Genomic DNA, 23,622 nt, shown 5'->3' with positions numbered 1-23,622 from the left:
GCCGCCGATACACATGGCTGCGCCGCCAAAGTCAAGGGGCGCGCCCTTTGGCCGGGGTCGGAGCCTCCGGCGGGGATATTTTCAGCAAGAAGAAACGAGTGTTGCAGGGATGAGGCCGCGCAGCGCGTTGCCGACGAAGATTGCCTGGGCGGCCCGCAGATCATCCGGTGTGAGGCGCTGGGGGCGCGCGCGGCGGGCGGCGATCAGCGCCTCGCGCCCGATGCCGGGCAGGCAACCGCAGGCGCGGGGCGGGGTGCGCAGGATGCCATCGCCGGGATCGACATAGATATTGGTGATCGCGCCTTCGCAGAGGGCGCCGCCGCGGTTGAGGAAGATGTATTCGTCAATGCCCTCGGGCAGCGCGGCGCGCGCGGCATCGTAAAGCGCGCGGCGGGTCGTCTTGTGCGCCAGCCACGGGTCGGCGGCATCGAGGCGTTCGGAGTGGATGGCGATGCGCCAGCGGGCGCCGGGTGCGAGGGGCGTGAACGGGGCCGAGGTGATGCGGGCTGCGCCATCCGCGCTGACGGTCAGGCGCAGGCGCAGCGGGCTGGTGCCGGTAACGGCGTCCAGCGCCGCATCCAAGCCCTGCGGCGCAATCCCGAAATGCCGGGCCGAGCGGGTAAGCCGCGCCATGTGGCGCGCGCGGTGCTGGACGCCGTCCTCGGGAGTCCACAGCATCGTCTCGATCAGGGCGAAATCGTGCCCCAACGGCGTGTTCAAATCCTGGCGAAGCGTGTTTTCCACAGCGCCTCCTCGTATTCGGCCTCGGCGGTGCTGTCATGGACGACGCCGCCGCCGACATTCAGAACGGCGTTACCGTCCTCGACCATGAGCGTGCGGATGGCGACGTTGAATTCGGCCCTGCCATCCGGCGCGGCCCAGCCAATGGTGCCGCAATAAATTTCGCGCGGGGTCTCTTCCAGATCGGCCAGCACCTGCATCGCGCGCAATTTTGGCGCGCCGGTGATCGAGCCGCAGGGAAAGAGCGCGGCGAGAACATCGCCGAGCCCGGTGCCCGCCATCATCTGCCCCGCGATGAGCGAGGTCATCTGATGGACGGTGCTGTAGCTCTCGACGGTGAAAAGCTCGGGCACGGTGACGCTGCCGGGGGCGCAGACGCGGCTGAGATCATTGCGCAAGAGATCGACGATCATCAGGTTCTCGGCGCGGTTCTTGTCATCGGCTGACAGGAAAATGCGGCGGCGTGCGTCCTCGGCGGCGTCCGGGCTGCGCGGCTGCGTGCCCTTCATCGGGCGCGTCTCGATCCGGCCTTCGGCATCGGTGCGGAAGAAGAGCTCGGGAGAGCGCGACAGGATCGCGGGACCATCCTCTTGCAGGACCAGGGCGCCGTAGCGCAGCGGCTGCACCGCGCTGAGCGCAGCATAGAGCGCGCCGGGATCGCCGGTGGCCGTTGCGCTGAGCGGGAAGGTCAGGTTTGCCTGGTAGATGTCGCCCGCGCCGATGAAATCATGCACGGTGCGAAATGCCTCGCCATAGCGCGCGGCATCCCAAGCGGGCGAGAGATCCGACAGGCTGGCAGGCCCGGCGGCAAGTTCGGGCGCAGCCTCGGGCGCGTCATAGACGCCTATTCTCAGCAAAGGCAGGCGGCGGCGCGGCGGCATCAAGGGCGCCAGCCGCGGCTCGAGCGCATAGCCGAGCTCATAGCTGGCATATCCGGCAAGCCACGCGCCGCCCGCACGCGCGGCGTCCAGCGCTGCCAGCGCGTCCTGAACGTCGGCGGGATCACGCGCTTCGATGATGCGCGATGGCGCCGCAAAGCGTGCGGCCCCGGTGCCATCCGGCCCCTGATCGAAACGAATCTCCAACCGCCCCTCCTGCCTTGTGCCCTTTGCCGCGCTACCTAGAACGGTCGCGCCACAAAAAACAGGGCCAATCCACAATCGTCCACGCGGAGCGCAGCCCTATTCCCTTGCGCCGCGCGGATGCATGGATATAACGCCAACAATTTGCGCGCCCGCCGCTCGCACCCTTGCGCCGACCCAAGCTCTCGATGCGCCCTGGCGGGCCTCGCGCGATCACAGCTGCCAAATGGGGACCGCCATGCCAAAGCGCGACGATATCAAATCCATCATGATCATCGGGGCCGGGCCCATCATCATCGGACAGGCTTGCGAGTTCGACTATTCGGGCGCCCAGGCCTGCAAGGCACTGCGGGAAGAAGGTTACCGCGTCATCCTGGTCAATTCGAACCCCGCGACGATCATGACGGATCCGGGCCTTGCCGATGCCACCTATATCGAGCCGATCACGCCCGAAATCGTTACCAAGATCATCGAGAAAGAGCGCCCCGACGCCCTTTTGCCCACGATGGGCGGGCAGACCGGCCTTAACACCGCGCTGGCTGTCGCGGATATGGGCGTGCTGGAGAAGTTCGGCGTCGAGCTGATCGGTGCCAACCGCGCCGCGATCGAGATGGCCGAGGACCGCAAGCTCTTTCGCGAGGCGATGGACCGCCTGGGCATCGAGAACCCCAAGGCGACCATCGCCAACACCATGCAGGAATGCATGGATGCCATTGATTACGTTGGCCTTCCTGCAATCATCCGCCCCGCCTATACGCTGGGCGGTACTGGCGGCGGCGTGGCCTATAACCGCGACGATTACGAGCATTACTGCAAGACGGGCCTTGATGCCTCGCCTGTCGGTCAGATCCTGATCGACGAGTCGCTGCTGGGCTGGAAAGAGTTCGAGATGGAGGTCGTGCGCGACCGTGCCGATAATGCCATCATCGTCTGCGCCATCGAAAACGTCGATCCGATGGGCGTACATACCGGCGACAGCATCACCGTGGCCCCTGCCCTGACGCTTACGGACAAGGAATATCAGGTGATGCGCAACCAGAGCATCGCCGTGCTGCGCGAGATCGGGGTCGAAACGGGCGGCTCGAACGTGCAATGGGCGATCAACCCGGTGGATGGTCGCATGGTGGTGATCGAGATGAACCCGCGCGTCAGCCGGTCCTCGGCGCTGGCGTCGAAGGCCACGGGTTTTCCGATTGCCAAGATCGCGGCCAAGCTTGCCGTGGGCTATACGCTGGATGAGCTGGACAATGACATCACGCAAGTCACCCCGGCCAGCTTCGAACCGACGATTGATTACGTCGTGACCAAGATCCCGCGTTTCGCCTTTGAGAAGTTCGCCGGCAGCGAGCCGCATCTGACGACGGCGATGAAATCGGTGGGCGAGGCGATGGCGATTGGCCGGACCATCCACGAGTCGCTCCAAAAGGCGCTGGCCTCTATGGAGACGGGGCTGAGCGGTTTCGACGAGATCGAGATTGAGGGCGCACCCGAAATGCCCGCCATCACGCGCGCACTGGCCAAGCAGACGCCGGACCGCATCCGCGTGATCGCGCAGGCGATGCGCCATGGGCTGAGCGATGACGATATCCATGCGGTGACCATGTATGACCCATGGTTCCTGGCCCGGATCCGCGAGATCGTCGAGGCCGAGGAAGAGGTGCGCAGCGCAGGCCTGCCCAGCGGCGAGGCGGGGCTACGTCACCTCAAGATGATGGGCTTCACCGATGCGCGCCTCGCGATGCTGACCGGCATGACCGAGGAGGCCGTGCGCGCCGCGCGCCGCGCCGCCGGCGTCACCGCCGTCTTCAAGCGGATCGACACCTGCGCCGCCGAATTCGAAGCTCAGACGCCCTACATGTATTCCACCTACGAGGCCCCGATGATGGGCGACGTGGAATGCGAGGCGCGTCCCAGCGCGGCGAAAAAGGTCGTCATCCTCGGCGGCGGCCCCAACCGGATCGGGCAAGGGATCGAGTTCGATTATTGCTGCTGCCATGCCTGCTATGCGCTGTCGGATGCGGGCTACGAGACGATCATGATCAACTGCAATCCCGAGACGGTCAGCACCGATTACGACACCTCGGATCGCCTCTATTTCGAGCCGCTCACGTTCGAGCATGTGATGGAAATCCTGCGCGTCGAGCAGCAGAACGGCACGCTGCACGGTGTGATCGTGCAATTCGGCGGGCAGACGCCGCTGAAGCTGGCCAATGCGCTGGAGGCCGAAGGTATCCCGATCCTCGGCACCTCGCCCGACGCTATCGACCTGGCGGAGGATCGTGAGCGGTTCCAGGATCTGGTCAACCGGCTGGATCTGAAGCAGCCGCATAACGGCATCGCATCAACCGACGCCCAAGCCTTCGCGATTGCCGAGGGGATCGGCTTTCCGCTGGTGATCCGCCCCTCCTACGTGCTGGGCGGACGGGCGATGGAGATCGTGCGCGACATGCCGCATCTCGAGCGCTACATCGCCGAGGCGGTCGTCGTGTCGGGCAAGTCGCCCGTGCTGCTGGACAGCTATCTGTCGGGTGCGATCGAATGCGATGTGGATGCGCTGTGTGACGGCGAGAATGTGCATGTCGCCGGCATCATGCAGCATATCGAGGAGGCGGGCGTGCATTCCGGCGACAGCGCCTGCTCGATCCCGCCCTATACGCTGGGGGCCGATGTCATCGCCGAGATCGAGCGCCAGACCATCGCGCTTGCCCGCGCGCTGAAGGTCGTCGGCCTGATGAACGTGCAATTCGCGGTCAAGGATGGCGAGATCTACCTGATCGAGGTGAACCCCCGCGCCAGCCGCACCGTGCCTTTTGTCGCCAAGGCCACCGATAGCGCCATCGCCTCCATCGCAGCGCGCCTCATGGCGGGCGAGCCGCTGTCGAACTTCCCCCATCGCGGCGCCTACCCGGCGGATGCCACCCCCGGCAGCCTGCCGATGGCGGACCAGATGACGCTGGCCGACTACGCGATGCCGTGGTTCTCGGTCAAAGAGGCCGTGATGCCCTTCGCCCGCTTCCCCGGTGTGGACACGATCCTGGGGCCGGAAATGCGCTCGACCGGCGAAGTCATGGGCTGGGATGTCAGCTTTGCCCGCGCCTTCCTCAAGGCGCAGATGGGCGCGGGCGTGGTTCTGCCGACCGAAGGGCAGGTCTTCTTTTCGGTCAAGGAGGCCGACAAGACAGCTCAGATCACCGAGGCGGCGCAGATCATGGTCGACATGGGCTTCACCATCGTGGCGACGCGCGGTACCGCGGCCTTCCTCAAGGCAGAGGGGATCGCCTGCACCACCGTCAACAAGGTCTACGAGGGGCGGCCCAATATCGTCGACATGCTGAAGAACAACGAAATCGCCGTTGTGATGAACACGACTGAAGGCGCGCTGTCGGTCGAGGACAGCCGCGAGATCCGCTCGGTCGCGCTTTATGACAAGATCCCCTACTTCACGACCGCCGCGGCCTCTTTGGCGGCCGCACAGGCGATGCGGGCGCGTAATGAGGGCGATCTGACTGTTATGCCCCTACAGGGCCCCAGCGCGGCCTGAGACGCCTCTCAGGCCGCAGCGTTGGTTCGGCGGTCATGAACAGATACCCGCCATCAAGGGCGCCATTCGATCACAAGATGTGACAAAATCGACAGCGCCTTGCCCGCAATAATATTTCGCGGGTGATCCTTCGGTTTTTTTGTGATTTAAATCAAGCATTTAAAGCGATAAAAGCAACTCATGCACACCCGGCTCAGCAGCTATGCGCAGTGTGCATGTAATTTTATTCATTTGCCCATTGCAAAGGCAAATAAAATGGGTAGATGCGGGTCAGGGCAAACGGAAACGCCCTAAGAGACGGAAGCGCAGATCAAAGGAGGGCACCCATGACCCGGGATCAACTGAACCGCGAACTTCGCATGCATAGTGCGACTTGGCCCGCTGTGCTGATCGTCTATGGCCTTATTGTCGGGACCATGGTCCTGTCCGCGATGTCGATGACCTGACATCCATGGCCTACGCCGGACCTCACGGTCCGGCTTTTCGAAAAGTTCAGCGAGCGCAGCGGCGGATGGGAAACACCCATGCGCCAATACCCATTTCTGCCGGTGAAACGGAGCACACCGGTAGCGACAGAAGCGATTATGCCCATGACCAGAGACCAACTGAACCGCGAACTGCGCATGCACAGCGCCTCATGGCCCGCTGTCCTCATCGTCTATGCCGTCATTCTGGGGACGATGATCCTGACCGGGATGGCAATGGTCTGAGGACCGCTCGACAAACAGTATTCAAGTCAAAGCGGCGGATGGTCCCCCATCCGCCGCTTTTTCATGTCCGTTCGGCCCTTTCAGACAGGGGCTCTAGCGCCCCTGCCCCGTCCTGCTTCAGGCCTTGGTCGCGGCGACCTTCTTGTCTTCCGGATCGATCTTGTCCGACGCGGCTTCTCCCAGATTTTCCAGACCCCGCTCTTCGAGGAGGGTGGTCAGCCACTCGGGGTCCATCTCGGGCACCGAGCTCAGCAGCAGATCGGTATAGGGGTGATGCGGCGGCGTGAACATCTTGTCCTTCGGCCCCTGCTCCACCACCTTGCCATGCTGCATCACGACGACCTCATCCGCGATCGACCGGACTGTGGCAAGATCATGTGTGATGAACATATAGGCGAGGTTCAACTCGTCCTGCAGACGGTCCAGCAGGCGCAAAATTCCCTCGGCCACCAGCTGATCGAGCGCGGACGTCACCTCGTCGCAGACGATGAAACTGGGCTCGGCCGCGAGGGCGCGCGCAATACCGATCCGCTGCTTCTGACCGCCCGATAGCTCGGGTGGGTAGCGGTTGTAGTATTGCGACGGCTCCAGCTCGATCAGATCGAGAAGCTCATCCACACGGTTTTTCAGCGCGGCACCCGAAAGACCCGAGTAGAATTTCGCAGGGCGCCCGATGATCTCGCTGATCTTGACCTTGGGATTCAGCGCGGTGTCGGCCATCTGATAGATCATCTGGCATTGGCGCAGCTGTTCCTTGTTGCGCTGTTTGTAATCCGCCGGGAAGGGCTGCCCCTTGAAGAGAACCTCGCCCTTTTCCGGCGGCAAAAGGCCTGTGATCACGCGCGCAGTGGTCGATTTACCCGAACCGGACTCGCCCACCACGGCAACAGTCATCCCCTCGTAGATGTCAAAGCTGACATCATCGAGGATCTTGGGGCCCGAGGCGTAGGACGCATCGACGTTCTTGACCTCGATCAGCGGCTCGCGGCCCTCCCGCTTGCGCTGCGGGGATTCGAAGCTGCGGACGGCCCAGAGGGATTTGGTGTAATCCTCCTTGGGGTTGTCCAGCATCTGCTTGGTCGGCGCCTCTTCGACCTCTTCGCCCTTGAGCAGGACCTTGATCGTGTCGGCCATCTGGGCAACCACGGCCAGATCATGCGTGATGTAGAGCGCGGCGGTGTTGAACTCGTCCACGATATCGCGGATCGCGGCCAGAACCTCGATCTGCGTTGTCACGTCGAGCGCCGTCGTCGGCTCGTCGAAGATGATCAGATCGGGCCGGCAGGACATGGCCATCGCGGTCATCGCGCGCTGAAGCTGACCACCCGACACCTGGTGCGGATAGCGAAAGCCGATTTCGTCCGGGTTGGGCAGGCGCAGCTTGTTGTAAAGCTCGATCGCGTCCTCCTGCGCCGCCATCCGCTTTTGCAGGCGGTAGTGCAGCGGCGCCTCGGTGTGCTGGTCGATGATCTTGTGCGCCGGGTTGAACGAGGCTGCCGCCGATTGCGCGACATAGGCGATGCGCGCGCCCCGCAGGCCGCGCCGCTCGCCTTCGGTGGCGGTCGTCAGCTCCATCCCGTCGAACTCGATCGAGCTGTCCGGCGTGATCCGCGTGCCGTCACGGGCATAGCCCATGGCGGCAGCGCCGATGGTGGATTTGCCTGCGCCGCTCTCGCCGATGAGGCCCATGACCTCACCGCGATGCAGGGTCAGATCCACGCCCTTGATGATGGGCACCCACGTCTCGTCCGTGTAGCCCTCGATCTTGAGGTTTCGGATCTTGAGCAGGACTTCTTTTTTCTTTTTATCGTTCATCGTCATTTACTCCTTCAGTCCCGAGGACCGGTGCAGCATCCAGTCCACCACGAAGTTGACGCCGACGGTCAACAGCGCAATGGCGGCGGCCGGGATAAGCGGTGTGATTTCTCCGAACGAGATTAGCGTCGCGTTCTCGCGCACCATCGAGCCCCAGTCGGCCGTGGGCGGCTGGATACCCAGACCCAGGAACGACAGGCCCGCGACCAAGAGGAACACGAAGCAAAATTCCAGCCCGAATTCCGCCACCAGTGGCGCGGTCGAGTTCGGCAGGATCTCGCGCCGGATGAGATATCCGGTGCCCTCGCCACGCAGCTTTGCGGCCTCGATATAGTCCATGACGACAACGTCGCCCGCCACGGCCCGCGTCAGGCGGAAGACGCGCGGCGCGTAGATGATGGCGACCGCACCGATGATGACCGGCATGGACGGGCCGAAGATCGACAGCATCAGCAGGGCAAAGATCAGCGACGGGATCGACATGATCACATCCGCGACCCGGCCCAAGAGGTTGTCGAGCCAGCCACCTTTGACGGCGGCCAGAAGGCCGAGAAACGCACCCGCGAGGAAGGCCAGCATCGTCGCGGTCAGCGCCAGGCCGACCGAGTTGCGCGTGCCATAGATGAGCCGGCTAAAAAGGTCGCGGCCCAGCTGGTCGGCGCCCAGCAGCATGTTTTCATCGGCTGGCGCAAACGCGCTGCTGATAACCTCGGCCTCACCGTGGGGCGCGATCCAGGGCGCGAAAATGCCCGCGATCGCATAGATGAAGATGATGAACATGCCGAAGGCGGCGGTCAGCGGCGCGGTCCTGAGTTCCTTGGCCATCTCGGTCGAGACGATCAGGATCAGGAATTCGCGGAACGCATAGGACATCATCGCCGCCATCGCGATGACAAAAGCCGTGACGGCAATCATCGAGAGCGCGCTGGCCCCGCCCACGATGCCGACGATGATCGACAGCAAGGTCAGCGAGAACACCAGCAGGAACGGCGAGCGCTGATTGTAGTAGGCGAAGGCACAGGACGCGATCAGCAGGATCGCGTAGTAGACCACCGCGAACAAGCTGGGCGACATGCCGAAGTACAATAGGGTCGAAATATCTTCCATGGTCTCTCTCCCTTACTTCGGATGCCGCAGGCGCGGGTTGGTGAGGATTGCGCCGACATCTGCCGCAAGGTTCAGCAGAATGAAGGTGGCGGCAAAGATCAGGCAGCAGGCCTGCACCACCGGGAAATCACGCTTGGAAACCGCATCGACGAGTGCCTGTCCAATGCCGGGGTAGACGAAGACCACCTCGACTAGGACGACGCCCGTGATGAGGTAGGCCAGGTTCAGCGCGACGACGTTGATGATGGGTGCCCAGGCATTGGGCAGCGCGTGCCGCACGATCACCTTCCAGGGCGGCGTGCCCTTCAGCTTGGCCATCTCGATATAGGGAGAGGCAAGCAGGTTGATGATCGCCGCGCGCGTCATGCGCATCATGTGGGCCGTAACGACAAGGACCAGGGTCAGCGCCGGCAGGAATGTGCGCTGAAGTAGATCCCAGAAGTTCATGCCATCATTGAGGCTGGCGATGGCGGGGAACATGCCCCACTTGACCGAGAAGTAGAGGATCAGAATGTAGCCGAGGAAGAATTCCGGGCTGGAGATCGAGGTCAGCGTCAGCACGTTTGCCACGCGGTCGAAGATCGAATTGCGCAAGAGCGCGACGATCACGCCGAGGATGATGGCAAAGGGAACGGCGATCACCGCTGCATACGTGGCCAAGAAAAGCGTGTTGCGGAAACGCTCGCCGATCACGCTCATCACGGGTTCCTGCGTCACAATCGAACGCCCGAAATCGAGGAAAACCGCCCCTTTCAGCCACTCGAAATAGCGCACGAGGGCCGGATCGTTCAGTCCCATCTGCTCGCGCAGGTTTCTGACGTTCTCTTCGGTCGCCCCCTGGCCCAGAACCGCCTCGGCGATGTCGCCGGGCAGCAGTTCGACCATGAAGAAGATGATGACTGAAATCACGAGTAGTATGAGCAGCCCCAGTCCGAGCCGTTTTGCAACGAGCCCCAGAATGTCTCCCATTTGTCCCTCCTGCGGTTTTTAACCTTGGTGGCGCCGGTGTGACGGCGCGGATCGTTCTTAACTCAATCGGGCTGCGGCGGTGTGGTGCGCCGGCGTCGCGCACTGCGCGGAACGCGCCCGTATATATGTCGTTGCAGCCTGCGATGAGGCCGCGATAGCGGCCCGGCGCGTTCGCGCCGGGCCGCAGTGCAACTGATCAGTCCTTGAACCACCAGCGGCTGGCGGCGCGGTAGCCGTCCATATGCCAGCTGGCCGCATACTCGCCTGTGGTGCCCACATTGCTGCGGATGCCATAGACGAAGTTCGGGAAGAACGGGATGATCGTGCCGCCGTCGTCCTTGGCCAGGATCGCCATCTCGCGGTACATCTCGGCGCGCAGGCTGTCGTCAAGCTCGGCCTTCGCTTGCAACAGCAGCTCGTTGAAGCGCTCGTTCTGCCAATGGCTCTCGTTCCAGGCGGCATCGTCCTTGTAGGCCAGCGAATACATCACGTCGGGCGTAGGGCGCGCGCCCCAGACGACCATGCACCACGGCTTTTTCAGCCAGACGTCGGAATAGTATCCATCGCTCGGCTCCCGCGTGACATTGATGTTGATACCCGACGCATTCGCCTGCTCCTTGTAGAGAATAGCTAGGTCCACGGCGCCCGCAGTGATCGAATCCGCAACACTGAAATCGACCGACAGGTTTTCCATGCCCGCCTTTTTCAGCAGGGATTTGGCCTGATCCGGGTCATAGGGTGTCTGCTCGATCCCTTCGGGATAGTAGGGCATCGCCGGCGAATGGTGGAAGTCGTTGCCGACAGTTGCCGCGCCGAAGGAAATCTTCTCGACCAGCTCGTCGCGGTTCATCGACAGCTTCAGCGCCTTGCGCACATCGACATTGTCGAAGGGCGCGACGTCGCAGAACATCGGCATCGTGATCGCCTGTGCCGACGGGATATTGATGACCTGAACGTCGGGCGACCGCTCGAGCAGGGACATCGTCTTGTTTTCAAGAAGGCTCGTGGCATCCGCGTCGCCGGTGACCAGCGCGGTCTGGCGTGCGTTGGGATCGTTGATGAAGGTGACTTCGATCGCATCGAAATAGGCGCCCTCACCATGCCAATCCTCGAACCGGGTCAGAGATGCATTCACGCCCGGCTCCCATTTATTCAGCACGTAGGGGCCGCAGCCATCGCCGGACTGCCAGTTTGCGGTGCCGTCCTCGTTACGGGGCAGGATGACCAGGTGGTAGTCCGTCATCAGCCACGGCAGGTCGGCGTTGCCTGCATCCAGCTTGAACGTGACGGTTTCCTCGTCATCGGCAACGATCTCGGTGACCGAGCCCAGAAGGGACTTGGCGGCCGACGTGGATTCTTCGCCGCGGTGGAAATTCATCGACGCGACGACATCCTCTGCCGTGACCTTGCCGCCCGAATGGAACTTGGCATTCGGGTTCAGCTTGAACGTCCATTCGGACGCATCGGGCGTCGCGGACCATTCGGTTGCGACGTCCGCACCCAATGTGCCATCGGTGTTGATCTGCGTCAGGAAGGCGCGGAACGTGTGCGCCAAAAGGATCTCGGCATTGGATTCGTAAATGCCGGGATCATGCGTGTCGCCCGAGTTGCCGTCATGCTGAGCGATCCGGAACGTGCCGCCGCGCTTGGGCTCGGCGCGGGCTGCGGTGCCCCAGAGGCCGGTTGCGGCGCTTGCGGTCACGCCTGCCGCCATTGAATAATTCATGAACGAACGACGCGAAATGCGCCCCTCGCGGGCAGCGTCTGCCAGTCGGTCCAGCATCTGCTGGTTTATTGGGTTTTTCATATCTTCTCCCTGAGAGTCTTATAATTTTTGTTGGGCCACCGGGCGATCCGTCCGGAGCCTTGTCAGTGTCGGCGCATCGCCGCGCTGCAATAGGTCCAAAACCGACCCTTCAACAGCAAAACACGAATGGGACCCTTCATCCACAACTTTATACCAAGTTGATGATTTGGATCGCATTTTCCTGCCGTTCAACTTTTTTTGCGCAAAGGATAGCCGAAATCTTTTGTGTAAGGTCGCCTGAAATCATGCCGCATATGGACGGGTCCGGCGCGTCTGCGCCGGACCCTTGATGCGTTCGATCTATCAGCTTGCGAACCACCAGCGGCTTGGGCCGCGGGCACCGTCCAGCTCCCAGCTGGGGGCCAGATTTTCGCCAGTCTGCACGTTGTCACGCACCGCATAGACGAAGTTGTTGAAGAACGGGATGATCGTCCCCCCGTCATTCCGGGCCAGAAGCGCCATTTCGCGGTACATCTCGGAACGACGTTCATCGTTGAGCTCGGCCTTGGCCTTTTGCAGCAGCTCGTTGAACTTCTCGTTCTGCCAGCGCGACTCGTTCCAGGCGGCATCCGACTGATAGGCCAGCGAATACATGACGTCGGGCGTGGGGCGTGCGCCCCAGCTGACGGCAGTGAAGGGCTTTTTCAGCCAGACATCCGAATAGTAACCATCGTTCGGCTCACGAACGACGTTCACCTTGATGCCCGCTGCGGCGGCTTGCTCGGCGTAAAGCACGCACATGTCGACCGCGCCGGAGAACACCGAATCCGCGGTGCTGAGGCTGACCTCGAGATTTTCTGCCCCTGCCTTCTTGAGCAGCGACTTGGCCTGATCGGGATCGTATGTGCGCTGCTCGATCCCCTCGGGGAAGTAGGGCATCGCAGGGCTGTGATGGAAGTCATTGCCCATCGTCGCTTCGCCAAAGGCGATCTTCTGGATGATCTCGTCACGGTCCATCGACAATTTCAGCGCGTTGCGCACATTCACATCGTCGAACGGCGCCGTGTCGCAGAACATCGGCATCGTGATGGCCGCCGCCGAGGGCACCGACAGGATCTCGATCGACGGATCGCGCTCCAGCAGGGACTTGGTCTTGAGATCGACCAGCGACACGGCGTCCACATCGCCCGTTACAAGCGCCGTCTGGCGCGCGTTCGGATCGTTGAGAACCAGCATCAGGAGCTCATCGAAATAGGCGCCTTCAAGGTGCCAGCCATCGTGGCGTGACAGCCGGAATTGGACACCCCATTCGGCATTATCGATCTTGTAGGGGCCAGAGCCGTCGCCGGACTGCCAATCAATCGTGCCATCGCCATTGCTGGGGCAGATCGCGAAGTGATAATCCGTCATGAGCCACGGAACATCGGCATTGCCGCCCGTCAATTCGACCACGACGGTATGCTCGCCATCCGCGCGGATATCCTTCACACCCGACAGAAGCGATTTCGCCGCCGATGTCGATGCCTCGCCCCGGTGGAAATTTAGCGAGTCGACGACATCCTCGGACGTGACCGGCTTGCCCGAGTGGAAGCTGGCATTCTGGTTGATCTCGAAGGTCCAGACCGACGCATCGTCATTCGGCTCCCAGCCGGTGGCAAGGTCATTGCCGAGGCTGCCGTCGGGATTGATCATCGTCAGATAGGAACGATACTGGTGCGCCAGATAGATCTGCTGGCGGCTGACATACGTACCGGGATCATGGGTGTCCGACGAGTTGCCGTCATGGACACCAAAGCGGAACAAGCCACCCTTTTGAGGAGCCGCGTTCGCCTTGGTCGTCCACAGGCCCGTGGCCGCGCTGGCGCCGACGCCGGCGGCCATCGAGTAATTCATGAATGAGCGGCGCGAAATGGTACCGGATTTTGCGGCATCCCCGAGGCGCGTCATCAGGTCGCTGTTTTTCGTATTGGTCATAGAAAACCTCCGTCTGTGGTGGATCGTTTGATCGTACAATCAGTCAGGCTTGGGCATGCAAATGTCAGCGCCCCCCATGGCACCCAACCCCGGTGAAAGCCGGGACGGCGCGGCGTTGGTTCAGCACTGCAAAGCAATAGACTGATTGCGACATGTGCGGATTACAACACGTCACAGCGCGCACCGCCAGTAAGAATACCGCACAATCCCTTGTTTTTATGGCTTGACCCGCAGTGTTCGTGATCTAATGCCCTATAAAAAAGGGAGGTCACCACCGTCAGATTACGTGGCGTCACGCCCAAATTCGGCCGCCCGAAATGTCGCAAACAGGCCACTTTCCCGCTGGGGTTGTGCCGACGAGATCTAATCCCGCTTCATCCGCAGCTTGGCGAAGTAATCCACGCGTTTTTTCAACTCGCGCTCGAATCCCCGCTCGACCGGCTGATAGAGGACCGGGCGCTTCATTGTCTCGGGGAAGTAGTTCTGGCCCGAAAACGCGTCTTCTGCGTCGTGATCATAAGCGTAGCCCGCGCCAAAGCCCTGCTCTTTCATCAGCTTGGTCGGCGCGTTCAGAATATGTTTGGGCGGCGGCTCGGATCCGGTTTTCTTGGCCTCGCGCATCGCCGCCTTGAATGCGGCATATCCGGCATTCGATTTCGGCGCGAGGGCGAGATAGATCACCGCCTGCCCCAAGGCCAATTCCCCCTCGGGCGAGCCCAGCCTCTCATAGGTCTCCCAGGCGTCCAGGCAGACGCGGTGCGCATGCGTGTCGGCAAGGCCGATATCCTCGACCGCCATGCGCGTGATGCGCCGCGCGAGATAGCGCGGATCCTCGCCCCCGGTCAGCATGCGCGCCAGCCAGTAGGCAGCGGCATCGGGATCGGATCCGCGCACGGATTTGTGCAGGGCCGAGATGAGATTGTAATGCTCGTCGCCCGATTTGTCGTATTTCGCGGCGCGGCGCATCAGGCGGCTGGCCAGTCCTTCGGTGTCCAGCTTGCCCTCGATCTTCCAGGCCATGATCTGCTCGATCAGATTGAGCAGCGCGCGCCCGTCGCCGTCGGCCATCTCCAGCAGAGCCTCGCGCGCCGGGCCATCCAGCGGCAGCGCACGGTCCAGTTCTCGCTCGGCCCGCTGGGCAAGGCGCTCAAGGTCCGCGAGGGTCAGGCGGGTCAGTATCAAGACCTGAGAGCGGCTGAGAAGGGCGGCGTTCAACTCGAAACTCGGGTTCTCGGTGGTGGCGCCGACCAGAAGGATCGTGCCATCCTCCATATAGGGCAGGAAGCCGTCCTGCTGCGCCTTGTTGAAACGGTGGATCTCGTCCACGAAGAGCAGCGTCCCCTGCCCGTTCGCGGCACGGTGCTTGGCCTCCTGAAAGACCTTCTTGAGGTCCGCCACGCCCGAAAAGATAGCGCTGATCTGGATGAAATGCAGATCCGTCACATCCGCCAAAAGGCGCGCGATGGTCGTCTTGCCCACGCCGGGCGGACCCCAGAAAATCAGGCTGCCAAGGCTGCCGGCGGCCAGCATGACACCGAGCGGCGCCTCATCGCCCAGCACCTGCTCCTGCCCAATCACCTCACCCAAGGCCTTGGGGCGCAGACGATCCGCCAGCGGGCGATGCCCCTGCGGCTGGCCGATCGGCGCCTCGCCGGTATCAAAGAGATCCGCCATGACCTAGAGCCGGAAGCGCATGGTCAGCCGCCGCTGCCCGCGCTGAATATCCAGCGCGAGGCGCCGCTCGGCGGCCTCCAGCGCGGCCTCTGCGGTGGCGCTATCGGTGACAGCGGCGCCGTTTATGCTGAGGATCACATCACCCGCGCGCAAGCCCGCCCGCGCGCCCACTTCGCCCGGGTTCTCGACCAGTGCGCCCTGAGCGGTCAGCGGCAGGTCATACTCGGCCATCACGGCAGGGTTCACGGTGCTGAGCGTCACGCCCGGCACAGCCGCGCGCGCGCCGGTGGTCAGCGTCGCGCGGGGCGGCTCATCCGGCGCGCGCAGCATGGGTACGCTGACCTGCCGGGTCTCGCCCCGCTGCACCACATCCAGCGTCACATCTGCGCCTAGCCCCGCGACGCTCATACGGTAGATCATCTCGGCCGGGCCGTTCACCTCCTGCCCGTCCACCGTCAGGATCACGTCCCCCGTCCGCAGACCCGCGGCGGCGAAGGGGCTGGCCGGATGCATGTCCGACAGGATGATGCCGCTGGCACGCGGCAGGCCCAGCCCCTCGGCCATGTCATAGCTGACCGGCTGTCCGCTGACGCCCGCCCATGGCCGCTGAAACCGCGTCTCTCCCGCGCGGGCCTGATCGACGAATTGGCGCACCAGCGCGGCGGGAATGGCAAAGCCGATCCCGTTCGAGCCGCCCGAGCGGCTGAGGATCGACGTGTTGATCCCGATGAGCGCGCCGTTCACATCCACCAGCGCGCCGCCCGAATTGCCCGGATTGATCGGCGCGTCCGTCTGGATGAAATAGCCGCGCGCATTGCCCGTGGCGGTCCCCGACCGCGCAAGGCCCGAGACGATGCCGCTGCTGACGGTCTGGCCCACGCCAAAGGGGTTGCCCACGGCCAGCACCAGCTCGCCCACCTCGACGCTGTCGCTGTCGCGCAGCGCGAGCGCGGGCAGGTCGGCACCGTCCTCGAGTTTCAGGATCGCCAGATCGCTTTCCTCGTCGGCCAGAAGGACCGTTGCATCGAATTCGCGGCGGTCATTCAGAACGACGCGAATATCGGTCGCCTGCCCCACGACATGATAATTGGACACCACGATACCGTCACTGCCAAGGATGACACCGGAGCCGAGCGAGTTTTCCACGCGCGGGCGCTGCCCGCCGAAATTCTGGAAAAGCTGGCCAAAGAATGGATCGTCGGCGAAGGGGCTGGCCCGCCCCTCGATCACGCGGCGCGCGTAGATGTTGACGACGGCGGGGGTCACGGACTTGACCACCGGCACGAAGCCCATCTGGATCTGGGCACTGCTTTGCGGGACTGTCATTTGCGCCGCGGCGGGCACAGCAAAAGCAATAAGCGCGATGGCGAGGGGTTTCAGCATGAGCGCCTCCGAAAGCAGGTCTGCCCACGCGATATGCGCCCCGTAGCGCGCGATTGCAAGTTTCCGCGCACCTGGACAGAAAAGCAAAAGGCCCCCGCCGATCCCGGCGAGGGCCCTCGTCACCTGCCCTTTCGGGCGGCGCTTATTCTTCGTCCAGATCCGCCATTTCGGCAGCGACACGCTCTTTGTCGGCCTTGCCCTTGGCGGCCGGATCGCGGTCGACGAATTCGATGATCGCCATCGGGGCCATGTCGCCATAGCGGAAGCCGGCCTTCAGAACGCGGACATAGCCACCCTGACGGTCCTTGTAGCGCGGGCCCAGAACCGCGAACAGCTTCTCGACATACTGGTCCTGCTTCAGCTGTGCGGCAGCCTGGCGGCGGGCGTGCAGATCGCCGCGCTTGCCCAGCGTGATCATCTTTTCGATGATGCGGCGCAGTTCCTTGGCTTTCGGCAGTGTCGTCTTGATCTGCTCATGTTCGATGAGCGAGCCGGCCATGTTCGCCCACAGCGCCTTGCGGTGCTCGTGGGTGCGGTTCAGGCGGCGGTAACCTCTTGCGTGACGCATGTGTAATACTCCTAGATTTGCCCTCTACGGGCCGTTTTGCTTTGTCTGGCGGCGGGGTGCGTGCCGCGCCGCTCTCCTTGGGGCATGTGCCCGGGTATTTGCAGGCCGGACCATAGGGCCCGACCTGCGAATTCATCAAAAGGCGTCTTCGAATTTCTTCGCCAGATCCTCGATATTGTCGGGCGGCCAATCCTCGACATCCATGCCAAGGTGCAGGCCCATGCCCGACAGCACTTCCTTGATCTCGTTCAAGGACTTGCGGCCGAAGTTCGGCGTGCGCAGCATCTCGGCTTCGGTCTTCTGGATCAGATCGCCGATATAGACGATGTTGTCGTTCTTGAGGCAGTTGGCCGAACGCACCGACAGTTCCAGCTCGTCCACCTTCTTGAGCAGAAGCGGGTTAAACTCAAGACCGTCCTCGTCGTCTTGGCGGCCAGCGGACTCGGGCTCGTCGAAGTTGACGAAGATGCTCAGCTGGTCCTGCAGAATGCGCGCGGCATAGGCCACGGCATCATCGGGGCTGATCGAGCCATCGGTTTCGATCTTCATCGTCAGCTTGTCATAATCCAGCACCTGGCCCTCGCGGGTGGGCTGCACGTCATAGCTGACACGGCGGACGGGGCTGTAGATCGCGTCGACGGGGATCATGCCGATCGGCGCATCCTCGGGCTTGTTCTTGTCAGCCGCGACGTAACCTTTGCCGGTGTTGACGGTCAGCTCCATGAAGAGATCCGCGCCCTCGTCGAGGTGGCAGATCACGTGATCGCGGTTCAGAACCTCGATGCCCGAGCTGTCCGAGATATCGCCAGCGGTGACGATGCCGGGGCCCTTGGCACTGATCGACAGGCGCTTGGGCCCTTCGACTTCCATGCGGAGCGCAACGCCCTTGAGGTTCAGGATGATGTCGGTGACATCCTCGCGGACACCCGCGACCGACGAAAACTCGTGCAGCACGTTGTCGATCTGAACGGCGGTGATGGCCGCGCCTTGCAGCGACGACATCAGAACGCGGCGCAGCGCGTTGCCAAGGGTCAGACCAAAGCCGCGTTCCAGCGGCTCGGCGACGACCGTGGCGTGACGCAGCGGGTCATTGCCCGGCTTGACGTCAAGCTGGGTCGGCTTGATCAATTCAGCCCAATTTTTGTGGATCATGTGTCCCTCCATACCAGTCCCGCCCGCATGTCCGACGGCCGAGACGCCCGAGGTTTCTAAATGACGTAAATGGGGCCGCGCGGACATGCGCAGCCCCACTTGAAATAGTGGCCTCAGACGCGGCGGCGCTTCGGCGGACGGCAGCCGTTATGCGCCATCGGCGTCACGTCGCGGATGGACGTGATGTTGAAGCCGACGGCAGCCAGAGCGCGCAGCGCGCTCTCGCGGCCCGAACCGGGGCCCTGCACTTCGACTTCCAGCGTGCGCATGCCGTGCTCTTGCGCCTTCTTGCCGGCATCTTCTGCGGCCAGCTGGGCGGCGTAGGGCGTCGACTTGCGCGAGCCCTTGAAGCCACAGCTGCCGGCCGAGGACCATGCAATCGCATTGCCCTGAACGTCGGAGATCAGGATCTTGGTGTTGTTGAACGAAGAGTTCACATGCGCAACGCCAGTGGCGATGTTCTTGGAAACCTTCTTTTTCGTGCGGCGGGTATCGCGTGCCATGTCGTGAGCCCTCCCTTATTTCTTCTTGCCGGCAATGGCCTTTGCGGGGCCTTTGCGGGTGCGAGCATTGGTATGGGTACGCTGGCCGCGAACCGGCAGGTTCCGGCGGTGGCGCAGACCGCGATAGCAGCCAAGGTCCATCAGACGCTTGATGTTCATCTGCGTCTCACGGCGCAGGTCGCCTTCGACGGTCAGGTTCGCGTCGATATACTCGCGCAGCTGGACGGCTTCGGTGTCGCTCAGCTCGTTGACGCGGCGCGAATGGTCGATGCCGACCGCGTCGCAGATGGTCTTGGCCGTCGAATGGCCGATACCGGTGACATAGGTGAGGGCGATGGGAACCCGTTTATGCGTCGGGATGTTGACGCCGGCGATACGTGCCACGTGCATATTCCTTTTCGTTGCGAGCCCGTAATTCCGGGCCCTTTTTTCACAACGCAGGCCCGAGGCGGTCGCCCTGGGCCGTAGCTGAATTCAGGTGATCGATTCGGTATGGGCAAACCCCATATGAATCAGCGTCCCTTGCGGGATGGTGCTGGTTAGGGGGATTTGCCGGGGGCGTCAAGGGCAGCGCGCAAATCTTGTGCGCCTACCCTACCGGGCTGCGGCGAACCCGTGCGTTTACGCGTCGAGAATGCCCGCGATCGAGGCCGTCACTTCTTCCATCGACCCGAGGCCATTGACGGTACTCAGCATATTCTTGGCGTAATAATAACCAATCAGCGGCGACGTCTTTTTGTAGTATTCCATAAGGCGATTGCGCAGCGCCTCCTCGTTGTCGTCGGCACGGCGGACAAAATCGTCCTTCTTGCCGCAATTGGTGCAAACGCCATCTTCCGGGATCGGCTTGGTATTGTCGTTATAGACCGCGCCGCATCCGCCGCAGGTGGAACGGGCCGTGATGCGGTCCACAAGCGCCTCGTCATCCACCTGCATCTCGATCACGGCGTCCAGGCTCTCGCCCTCTTCCTTGAGCAATTTTCCAAGTGCATCGGCCTGCGGCAGGGTGCGCGGGAAGCCGTCGAAAATGAAGCCGCCCCCCTTCTCGCCTTCCAGCTTCTCGCGGATCAGGCCGATCACGATCTCGTCCGTCACCAGATCGCCACGCGCCATCACTTCGGCAACCTTCTTGCCCATCTCGGTGCCGGAGGCCTTGGCCTCGCGCAGCATGTCGCCGGTGCTGAGCTGGATCATGTCCCGCGTCTTGACCAGATGCTGTGCCTGGGTGCCCTTGCCCGCGCCCGGCGGTCCGAGAAGAATGATGTTCATTTACTTACGTCCTGTCCCTTTGCGCCGTGCGCGGCGCTTTCCTTTGCCGCCGAGCTGCGACTTTTCAATCAGGCCCTCATATTGATGCGCCAGAAGATGGCTTTGCACCTGCTGAATCGTATCCATCGTGACCGACACGACGATAAGAACCGAAGTGCCACCGAAGTAAAAGGGGATGGCGAACTGCGCACGCAGAATTTCCGGCAAAAGGCAGACAAGCGCCAGATAACCCGAGCCAAGGACTAGGATGCGGCTGACCACATATTCGAGGTATTCCGCCGTCCGCTTGCCGGGACGGATGCCGGGGACGAAACCATTCTGGTTCTTGAGGTTCTCGGCCACTTCATCGGGTTTGAACGCGACGTTGTAGGTATAGAAATACGCAAAGAAGACGATCATGCCGGTGAAGAACAGCAGATAAAGCGGCTGGCCCGGGCCGAAATAGGCCAAGATCGTCGACATGATCGGGCTACTGCCCTGCCCGCCCGAAAACGCGCTGATCGTTGTCGGCAACAGCAGCAGCGACGAGGCAAAGATCGCGGGGATCACGCCCGCCGGGTTCACCTTGACCGGCAAGTGCGACGAGCCGCCATCATAGACCTTCATGCCGACCTGGCGGCGCGGGTATTGGATATGCACCTTGCGCAAACTGCGCTCCATGAACACCACAAAGGCGATCACGGCGATCACCATGACGATCACGCCAATGATCACGGCGGGACTGATCGCGCCCGAGCGGCCACTGGCAAAGAATTGCGCGAGGGCCGCGGGAACCTCGGCGATGATGCCGACAAAGATGATCAGCGAGATACCGTTGCCGATGCCGCGGGCCGTGATCTGCTCGCCCAGCCACATCAGGAACATGGTGCCACCGATCAGCGTGATCATGCAGGAGACGATAAAGAACGTGCCGGGATTGGTGACCAGATCACCGCCCTGCAAGCTGACGGCGAGGCCGTAGGACTGCAGCGTCGCCAGGAAAACGGTGCCGTAGCGCGTGTACTGGTTGATCTTCTTGCGGCCCGCCTCGCCCTCTTTCTTGAGTTGCTCAAGCGCGGGGACCATGGCGGTCATCAGCTGGACGATGATCGAGGCCGAGATATAGGGCATGATACCAAGGGCAAAGATTCCCATCCGCCCAAGCGCACCACCCGTGAACATGGATAGCATGCCGCCGATGCTGGCCCCTGCTTCGGACATGAACGCACGCAGCTCGACGCCGTCGATGCCGGGCACCGGGATCCAGGTGCCGAGACGATAGACGATCAGCAGCATCAGGGTATAGACGATGCGCTTGCGAAGATCGGTGGCCTTGCCGAGCGCTGCCCAGCTGGTGTTGGCCGCCATTTGTTCTGCTGCAGATACCATTCGGCTCTCTCTCGAAATGACAACGCCGCCAGGGTGCTGTTTTCCAGCGGCCCGGCGGCGTGTTTTGAAAAACTACGGAGTGTGTAAGCGGCGGGCCCGCCGCTCACAACCTCTTATTCGGCCGCCAGACTATTCAGGCTTCTCGGCGCTTGTGACTGTCAGCTTGCCACCCGCCTTCTCGACTGCCTCGACCGCCGATTTCGACGCGCCGGTGACTTCGATGGTCAGCTTGGACGTTACATCACCCTTGCACAGGACACGCACCCCATCAAGCTTGCGGCGCACGAGGCCCGCTTCGATCAGCGCGTCCTCTGTGATGGTCTTGCCCGCGTCCAGCTTGTCCGCGTCGATGAATTTCTGGATCAGGCCCAGATTGACGACGGAGTATTCCTTGCGGTTCGGCTTGGTAAAGCCGCGCTTGGGCAGACGCTGGTAGAGCGGCATCTGGCCGCCCTCAAAGCCCTTGATGGCCACACCCGAGCGGGACTTCTGACCCTTGATACCGCGGCCACCGGTCTTGCCCATGCCCGAGCCGGGACCACGGCCGATGCGCTTTTTCTTTTTCGTTGCGCCGTCATTATCGCGCAGTTCATGCAATTTCATGTCGCTTCTCCTTGTGCCGGATGCGGCCCCCAGCGACGGGAGCGGCCGAACGCGGCTTTGCTTGGGTTGTGAGTCGGCAATCCGGCCGACCTCGGGCGCGTATAGCGGGGGCAGCGGCGGCGCGCAAGGGCGGCCTGATGCCGGCGGCCTACTCGGGCAGATTGTAGCTGCCATCCGCGTCATGCGTTTCCGTTCCGGCCAGCGCAGGGGTAAAAACGCAAAGCAGGCGCATGTCGGTTCGTGCCCGTATGATGTGGGCGTCATAGTTATCCCATCGTGCCGGGGGTCAGCGGCCAGGTGCGGCCAGTGGCAACCTCCTCGACCTCGCCTTCGCCCGCGATGCAATAATTTGCCTCGACATGGTTCTTGTATTCAAGGTGCTGCGTGCTGCCGGCCTTTATCAGCGTATCGTGAAACGAATAGCCAAGGCCGTCGCGGGCCAGCAAGACGCGGCGACTTTCAAACGCATCACCGGTTACGTGATCGGCGGTGCCAAGGGTGTCGGACAAGGTTTTGACGAACATGGCAGAATTCTCCGTGGGCTGAACGCAAAGCGCCCCGGCCATCGCAGGCCGGGGCGCTTTTATCTCGCGGGCGAAGCGTAAACCTCAGCCCTTCTCTTCCAAGATCTCGACCATGTGCGGGATCTTGTTGATCATGCCGCGAACACTGGGCGTGTCCTCCAGCTCGCGCACGCGGTGCATCTTGTTCAGGCCGAGGCCGATCAGCGTTGCGCGCTGGTCGCCGGGGCGGCGGATGGGGCTGCCCACCTGCTTGATCACGATAGTCTTGGCCATGTCTTAACCCTCCTGAGCGACGGGCGCTTGCTCGCCCTTGATGGCGGGCGCGTCGGATGTCGCCATGATGTCGGCGACTTTCTTGCCGCGGCGCTGTGCCACCTGACGCGGGCTCGACTCTTTGGTCAGGCCGTTCATGGTGGCGCGTATCATGTTGTAGGGGTTCTGGCTGCCGTTGGATTTCGCAACGACGTCCTGAACGCCCAGCATTTCGAACACGGCGCGCATCGGACCACCGGCGATGATGCCGGTACCCTGGGGGGCGGTCCGCATCACGATCTTGCCGGCGCCATGGCGACCTTCCATGTCGTGGTGCAGAGTGCGGCCCTCGCGCAGCGGAACGCGGATCATGCCACGCTTGGCAGCTTCGGTCGCCTTGCGGATGGCCTCGGGGACCTCCTTGGCCTTACCCTTGCCAAAGCCGACACGGCCCTTCTGGTCACCTACGACGACGAGCGCCGCAAAGCCAAAGCGCTTGCCGCCTTTGACGGTTTTGGAAACGCGGTTGATCGCGACCAGACGGTCTGCAAATTCGGGGGCCTCTTCACGCTGGTTGCGGCGGCCACCGCCACGGTTGTCATCTCTTGCCATGTGGCAAATCCTTTATCTTGGCGGCGCA

At 62.5% G+C, this 23,622-nt stretch carries 21 protein-coding genes; 1 reads left to right on the top strand and 20 read right to left on the bottom strand.

The window, feature by feature from the left end; translation table 11 throughout:
• Positions 1-81: 81 nt before the first annotated feature.
• Positions 82-744: an aminotransferase class IV family protein gene (locus BW975_RS07480; protein ID WP_076532346.1), complete on the bottom strand. Its 663-nt coding sequence runs from the start codon at positions 742-744 to the stop codon at positions 82-84.
• On the bottom strand, positions 717-1,826 hold the full coding sequence (locus tag BW975_RS07475) for an aminodeoxychorismate synthase component I (protein ID WP_076532344.1): 1,110 nt from the start codon (positions 1,824-1,826) through the stop codon (positions 717-719). Before BW975_RS07475 ends, BW975_RS07480 begins: the two co-directional genes overlap by 28 nt.
• A 235-nt stretch (positions 1,827-2,061) precedes the next feature.
• On the opposite strand from BW975_RS07475, the gene carB reads away from it, so the two are divergent.
• The gene (carB, locus tag BW975_RS07470; RefSeq protein ID WP_076532342.1) at positions 2,062-5,364 is read left to right on the top strand and encodes a carbamoyl-phosphate synthase large subunit; all 3,303 of its coding nucleotides are present in this window, start codon (positions 2,062-2,064) and stop codon (positions 5,362-5,364) included.
• A gap of 827 nt (positions 5,365-6,191) precedes the next feature.
• Here the strand turns inward: carB and BW975_RS07465 are convergent.
• The 18 genes from BW975_RS07465 to rpsE all read right to left on the bottom strand — a co-directional run bounded on the left by BW975_RS07465 (position 6,192) and on the right by rpsE (position 23,594).
• Positions 6,192-7,889 (bottom strand): ABC transporter ATP-binding protein, encoded by a 1,698-nt coding sequence (locus tag BW975_RS07465; RefSeq protein ID WP_076533510.1) that lies wholly within the window; start codon positions 7,887-7,889, stop codon positions 6,192-6,194.
• 6 nt (positions 7,890-7,895) lie between these two features.
• Complete coding sequence (locus BW975_RS07460; RefSeq protein ID WP_244512478.1) at positions 7,896-8,996, bottom strand: ABC transporter permease; 1,101 nt, start codon at positions 8,994-8,996, stop codon at positions 7,896-7,898.
• A gap of 12 nt (positions 8,997-9,008) precedes the next feature.
• The gene (locus tag BW975_RS07455) at positions 9,009-9,965 is read right to left on the bottom strand and encodes an ABC transporter permease (RefSeq protein ID WP_076532340.1); all 957 of its coding nucleotides are present in this window, start codon (positions 9,963-9,965) and stop codon (positions 9,009-9,011) included.
• 196 nt (positions 9,966-10,161) lie between these two features.
• Entirely contained in the window at positions 10,162-11,772 is a 1,611-nt protein-coding gene (locus tag BW975_RS07450) for an ABC transporter substrate-binding protein (protein ID WP_076532338.1), read from the bottom strand.
• Positions 11,773-12,075: 303 nt separating this feature from the next.
• Entirely contained in the window at positions 12,076-13,686 is a 1,611-nt protein-coding gene (locus BW975_RS07445) for an ABC transporter substrate-binding protein (RefSeq protein WP_076532336.1), read from the bottom strand.
• A gap of 363 nt (positions 13,687-14,049) precedes the next feature.
• Complete coding sequence (locus tag BW975_RS07440) at positions 14,050-15,360, bottom strand: replication-associated recombination protein A (RefSeq protein WP_076532334.1); 1,311 nt, start codon at positions 15,358-15,360, stop codon at positions 14,050-14,052.
• Positions 15,361-15,363: 3 nt separating this feature from the next.
• The gene (locus tag BW975_RS07435) at positions 15,364-16,743 is read right to left on the bottom strand and encodes a trypsin-like peptidase domain-containing protein (RefSeq protein WP_076533506.1); all 1,380 of its coding nucleotides are present in this window, start codon (positions 16,741-16,743) and stop codon (positions 15,364-15,366) included.
• Positions 16,744-16,885: 142 nt separating this feature from the next.
• Positions 16,886-17,311 carry a 50S ribosomal protein L17 gene (rplQ, locus tag BW975_RS07430; RefSeq protein ID WP_076532332.1) on the bottom strand — a complete coding sequence of 142 codons (426 nt, stop codon included), beginning with the start codon at positions 17,309-17,311 and terminating at the stop codon, positions 16,886-16,888.
• Between the two features lie 135 nt (positions 17,312-17,446).
• The gene (locus BW975_RS07425; RefSeq protein WP_076532330.1) at positions 17,447-18,463 is read right to left on the bottom strand and encodes a DNA-directed RNA polymerase subunit alpha; all 1,017 of its coding nucleotides are present in this window, start codon (positions 18,461-18,463) and stop codon (positions 17,447-17,449) included.
• Between the two features lie 113 nt (positions 18,464-18,576).
• On the bottom strand, positions 18,577-18,966 hold the full coding sequence (rpsK, locus tag BW975_RS07420) for a 30S ribosomal protein S11 (RefSeq protein ID WP_076532328.1): 390 nt from the start codon (positions 18,964-18,966) through the stop codon (positions 18,577-18,579).
• 15 nt (positions 18,967-18,981) lie between these two features.
• Entirely contained in the window at positions 18,982-19,350 is a 369-nt protein-coding gene (gene rpsM, locus BW975_RS07415) for a 30S ribosomal protein S13 (RefSeq protein WP_076533504.1), read from the bottom strand.
• A 237-nt stretch (positions 19,351-19,587) separates the two neighbouring features.
• Positions 19,588-20,235 (bottom strand): adenylate kinase, encoded by a 648-nt coding sequence (locus BW975_RS07410; protein ID WP_076532326.1) that lies wholly within the window; start codon positions 20,233-20,235, stop codon positions 19,588-19,590.
• Complete coding sequence (gene secY, locus BW975_RS07405; protein WP_076532324.1) at positions 20,236-21,603, bottom strand: preprotein translocase subunit SecY; 1,368 nt, start codon at positions 21,601-21,603, stop codon at positions 20,236-20,238.
• Positions 21,604-21,732: 129 nt separating this feature from the next.
• Entirely contained in the window at positions 21,733-22,206 is a 474-nt protein-coding gene (gene rplO / locus BW975_RS07400; protein ID WP_076532322.1) for a 50S ribosomal protein L15, read from the bottom strand.
• A 148-nt stretch (positions 22,207-22,354) separates the two neighbouring features.
• Positions 22,355-22,438: an ectoine synthase gene (locus BW975_RS18445; RefSeq protein WP_418314333.1), complete on the bottom strand. Its 84-nt coding sequence runs from the start codon at positions 22,436-22,438 to the stop codon at positions 22,355-22,357.
• A gap of 34 nt (positions 22,439-22,472) precedes the next feature.
• Positions 22,473-22,730: an ectoine synthase gene (locus BW975_RS07395; protein ID WP_212634876.1), complete on the bottom strand. Its 258-nt coding sequence runs from the start codon at positions 22,728-22,730 to the stop codon at positions 22,473-22,475.
• 84 nt (positions 22,731-22,814) lie between these two features.
• Positions 22,815-23,003: a 50S ribosomal protein L30 gene (rpmD, locus tag BW975_RS07390; RefSeq protein ID WP_076532320.1), complete on the bottom strand. Its 189-nt coding sequence runs from the start codon at positions 23,001-23,003 to the stop codon at positions 22,815-22,817.
• 3 nt (positions 23,004-23,006) lie between these two features.
• Positions 23,007-23,594 (bottom strand): 30S ribosomal protein S5, encoded by a 588-nt coding sequence (gene rpsE / locus BW975_RS07385; RefSeq protein WP_076532318.1) that lies wholly within the window; start codon positions 23,592-23,594, stop codon positions 23,007-23,009.
• Positions 23,595-23,622 lie beyond the last annotated feature (28 nt).

Source organism: Roseovarius nanhaiticus (assembly GCF_900156535.1).
In the GTDB taxonomy this organism is placed as follows: Bacteria; Pseudomonadota; Alphaproteobacteria; order Rhodobacterales; family Rhodobacteraceae; genus Roseovarius; species Roseovarius nanhaiticus.
Note: the sequence above shows the minus strand (reverse complement) of the source record. Positions and strands in the feature narration are given on the sequence as shown.

Excerpts from the sequence above, each read along its gene's own strand:
- carB (WP_076532342.1), top strand. The coding sequence starts at position 2,062 with ATGCCAAAGCGCGACGATATCAAATCCATCATGATCATCGGGGCCGGG.
- BW975_RS07465 (WP_076533510.1), bottom strand. The coding sequence starts at position 7,889 with ATGAACGATAAAAAGAAAAAAGAAGTCCTGCTCAAGATCCGAAACCTC.
- BW975_RS07460 (WP_244512478.1), bottom strand. The coding sequence starts at position 8,996 with ATGGAAGATATTTCGACCCTATTGTACTTCGGCATGTCGCCCAGCTTG.
- BW975_RS07455 (WP_076532340.1), bottom strand. The coding sequence starts at position 9,965 with ATGGGAGACATTCTGGGGCTCGTTGCAAAACGGCTCGGACTGGGGCTG.
- BW975_RS07450 (WP_076532338.1), bottom strand. The coding sequence starts at position 11,772 with ATGAAAAACCCAATAAACCAGCAGATGCTGGACCGACTGGCAGACGCT.
- BW975_RS07445 (WP_076532336.1), bottom strand. The coding sequence starts at position 13,686 with ATGACCAATACGAAAAACAGCGACCTGATGACGCGCCTCGGGGATGCC.
- BW975_RS07440 (WP_076532334.1), bottom strand. The coding sequence starts at position 15,360 with ATGGCGGATCTCTTTGATACCGGCGAGGCGCCGATCGGCCAGCCGCAG.
- BW975_RS07435 (WP_076533506.1), bottom strand. The coding sequence starts at position 16,743 with ATGCTGAAACCCCTCGCCATCGCGCTTATTGCTTTTGCTGTGCCCGCC.
- rplQ (WP_076532332.1), bottom strand. The coding sequence starts at position 17,311 with ATGCGTCACGCAAGAGGTTACCGCCGCCTGAACCGCACCCACGAGCAC.
- BW975_RS07425 (WP_076532330.1), bottom strand. The coding sequence starts at position 18,463 with ATGATCCACAAAAATTGGGCTGAATTGATCAAGCCGACCCAGCTTGAC.
- rpsK (WP_076532328.1), bottom strand. The coding sequence starts at position 18,966 with ATGGCACGCGATACCCGCCGCACGAAAAAGAAGGTTTCCAAGAACATC.
- BW975_RS07410 (WP_076532326.1), bottom strand. The coding sequence starts at position 20,235 with ATGAACATCATTCTTCTCGGACCGCCGGGCGCGGGCAAGGGCACCCAG.
- secY (WP_076532324.1), bottom strand. The coding sequence starts at position 21,603 with ATGGTATCTGCAGCAGAACAAATGGCGGCCAACACCAGCTGGGCAGCG.
- rplO (WP_076532322.1), bottom strand. The coding sequence starts at position 22,206 with ATGAAATTGCATGAACTGCGCGATAATGACGGCGCAACGAAAAAGAAA.
- BW975_RS18445 (WP_418314333.1), bottom strand. The coding sequence starts at position 22,438 with ATGCGCCTGCTTTGCGTTTTTACCCCTGCGCTGGCCGGAACGGAAACG.
- BW975_RS07395 (WP_212634876.1), bottom strand. The coding sequence starts at position 22,730 with ATGTTCGTCAAAACCTTGTCCGACACCCTTGGCACCGCCGATCACGTA.
- rpmD (WP_076532320.1), bottom strand. The coding sequence starts at position 23,003 with ATGGCCAAGACTATCGTGATCAAGCAGGTGGGCAGCCCCATCCGCCGC.
- rpsE (WP_076532318.1), bottom strand. The coding sequence starts at position 23,594 with ATGGCAAGAGATGACAACCGTGGCGGTGGCCGCCGCAACCAGCGTGAA.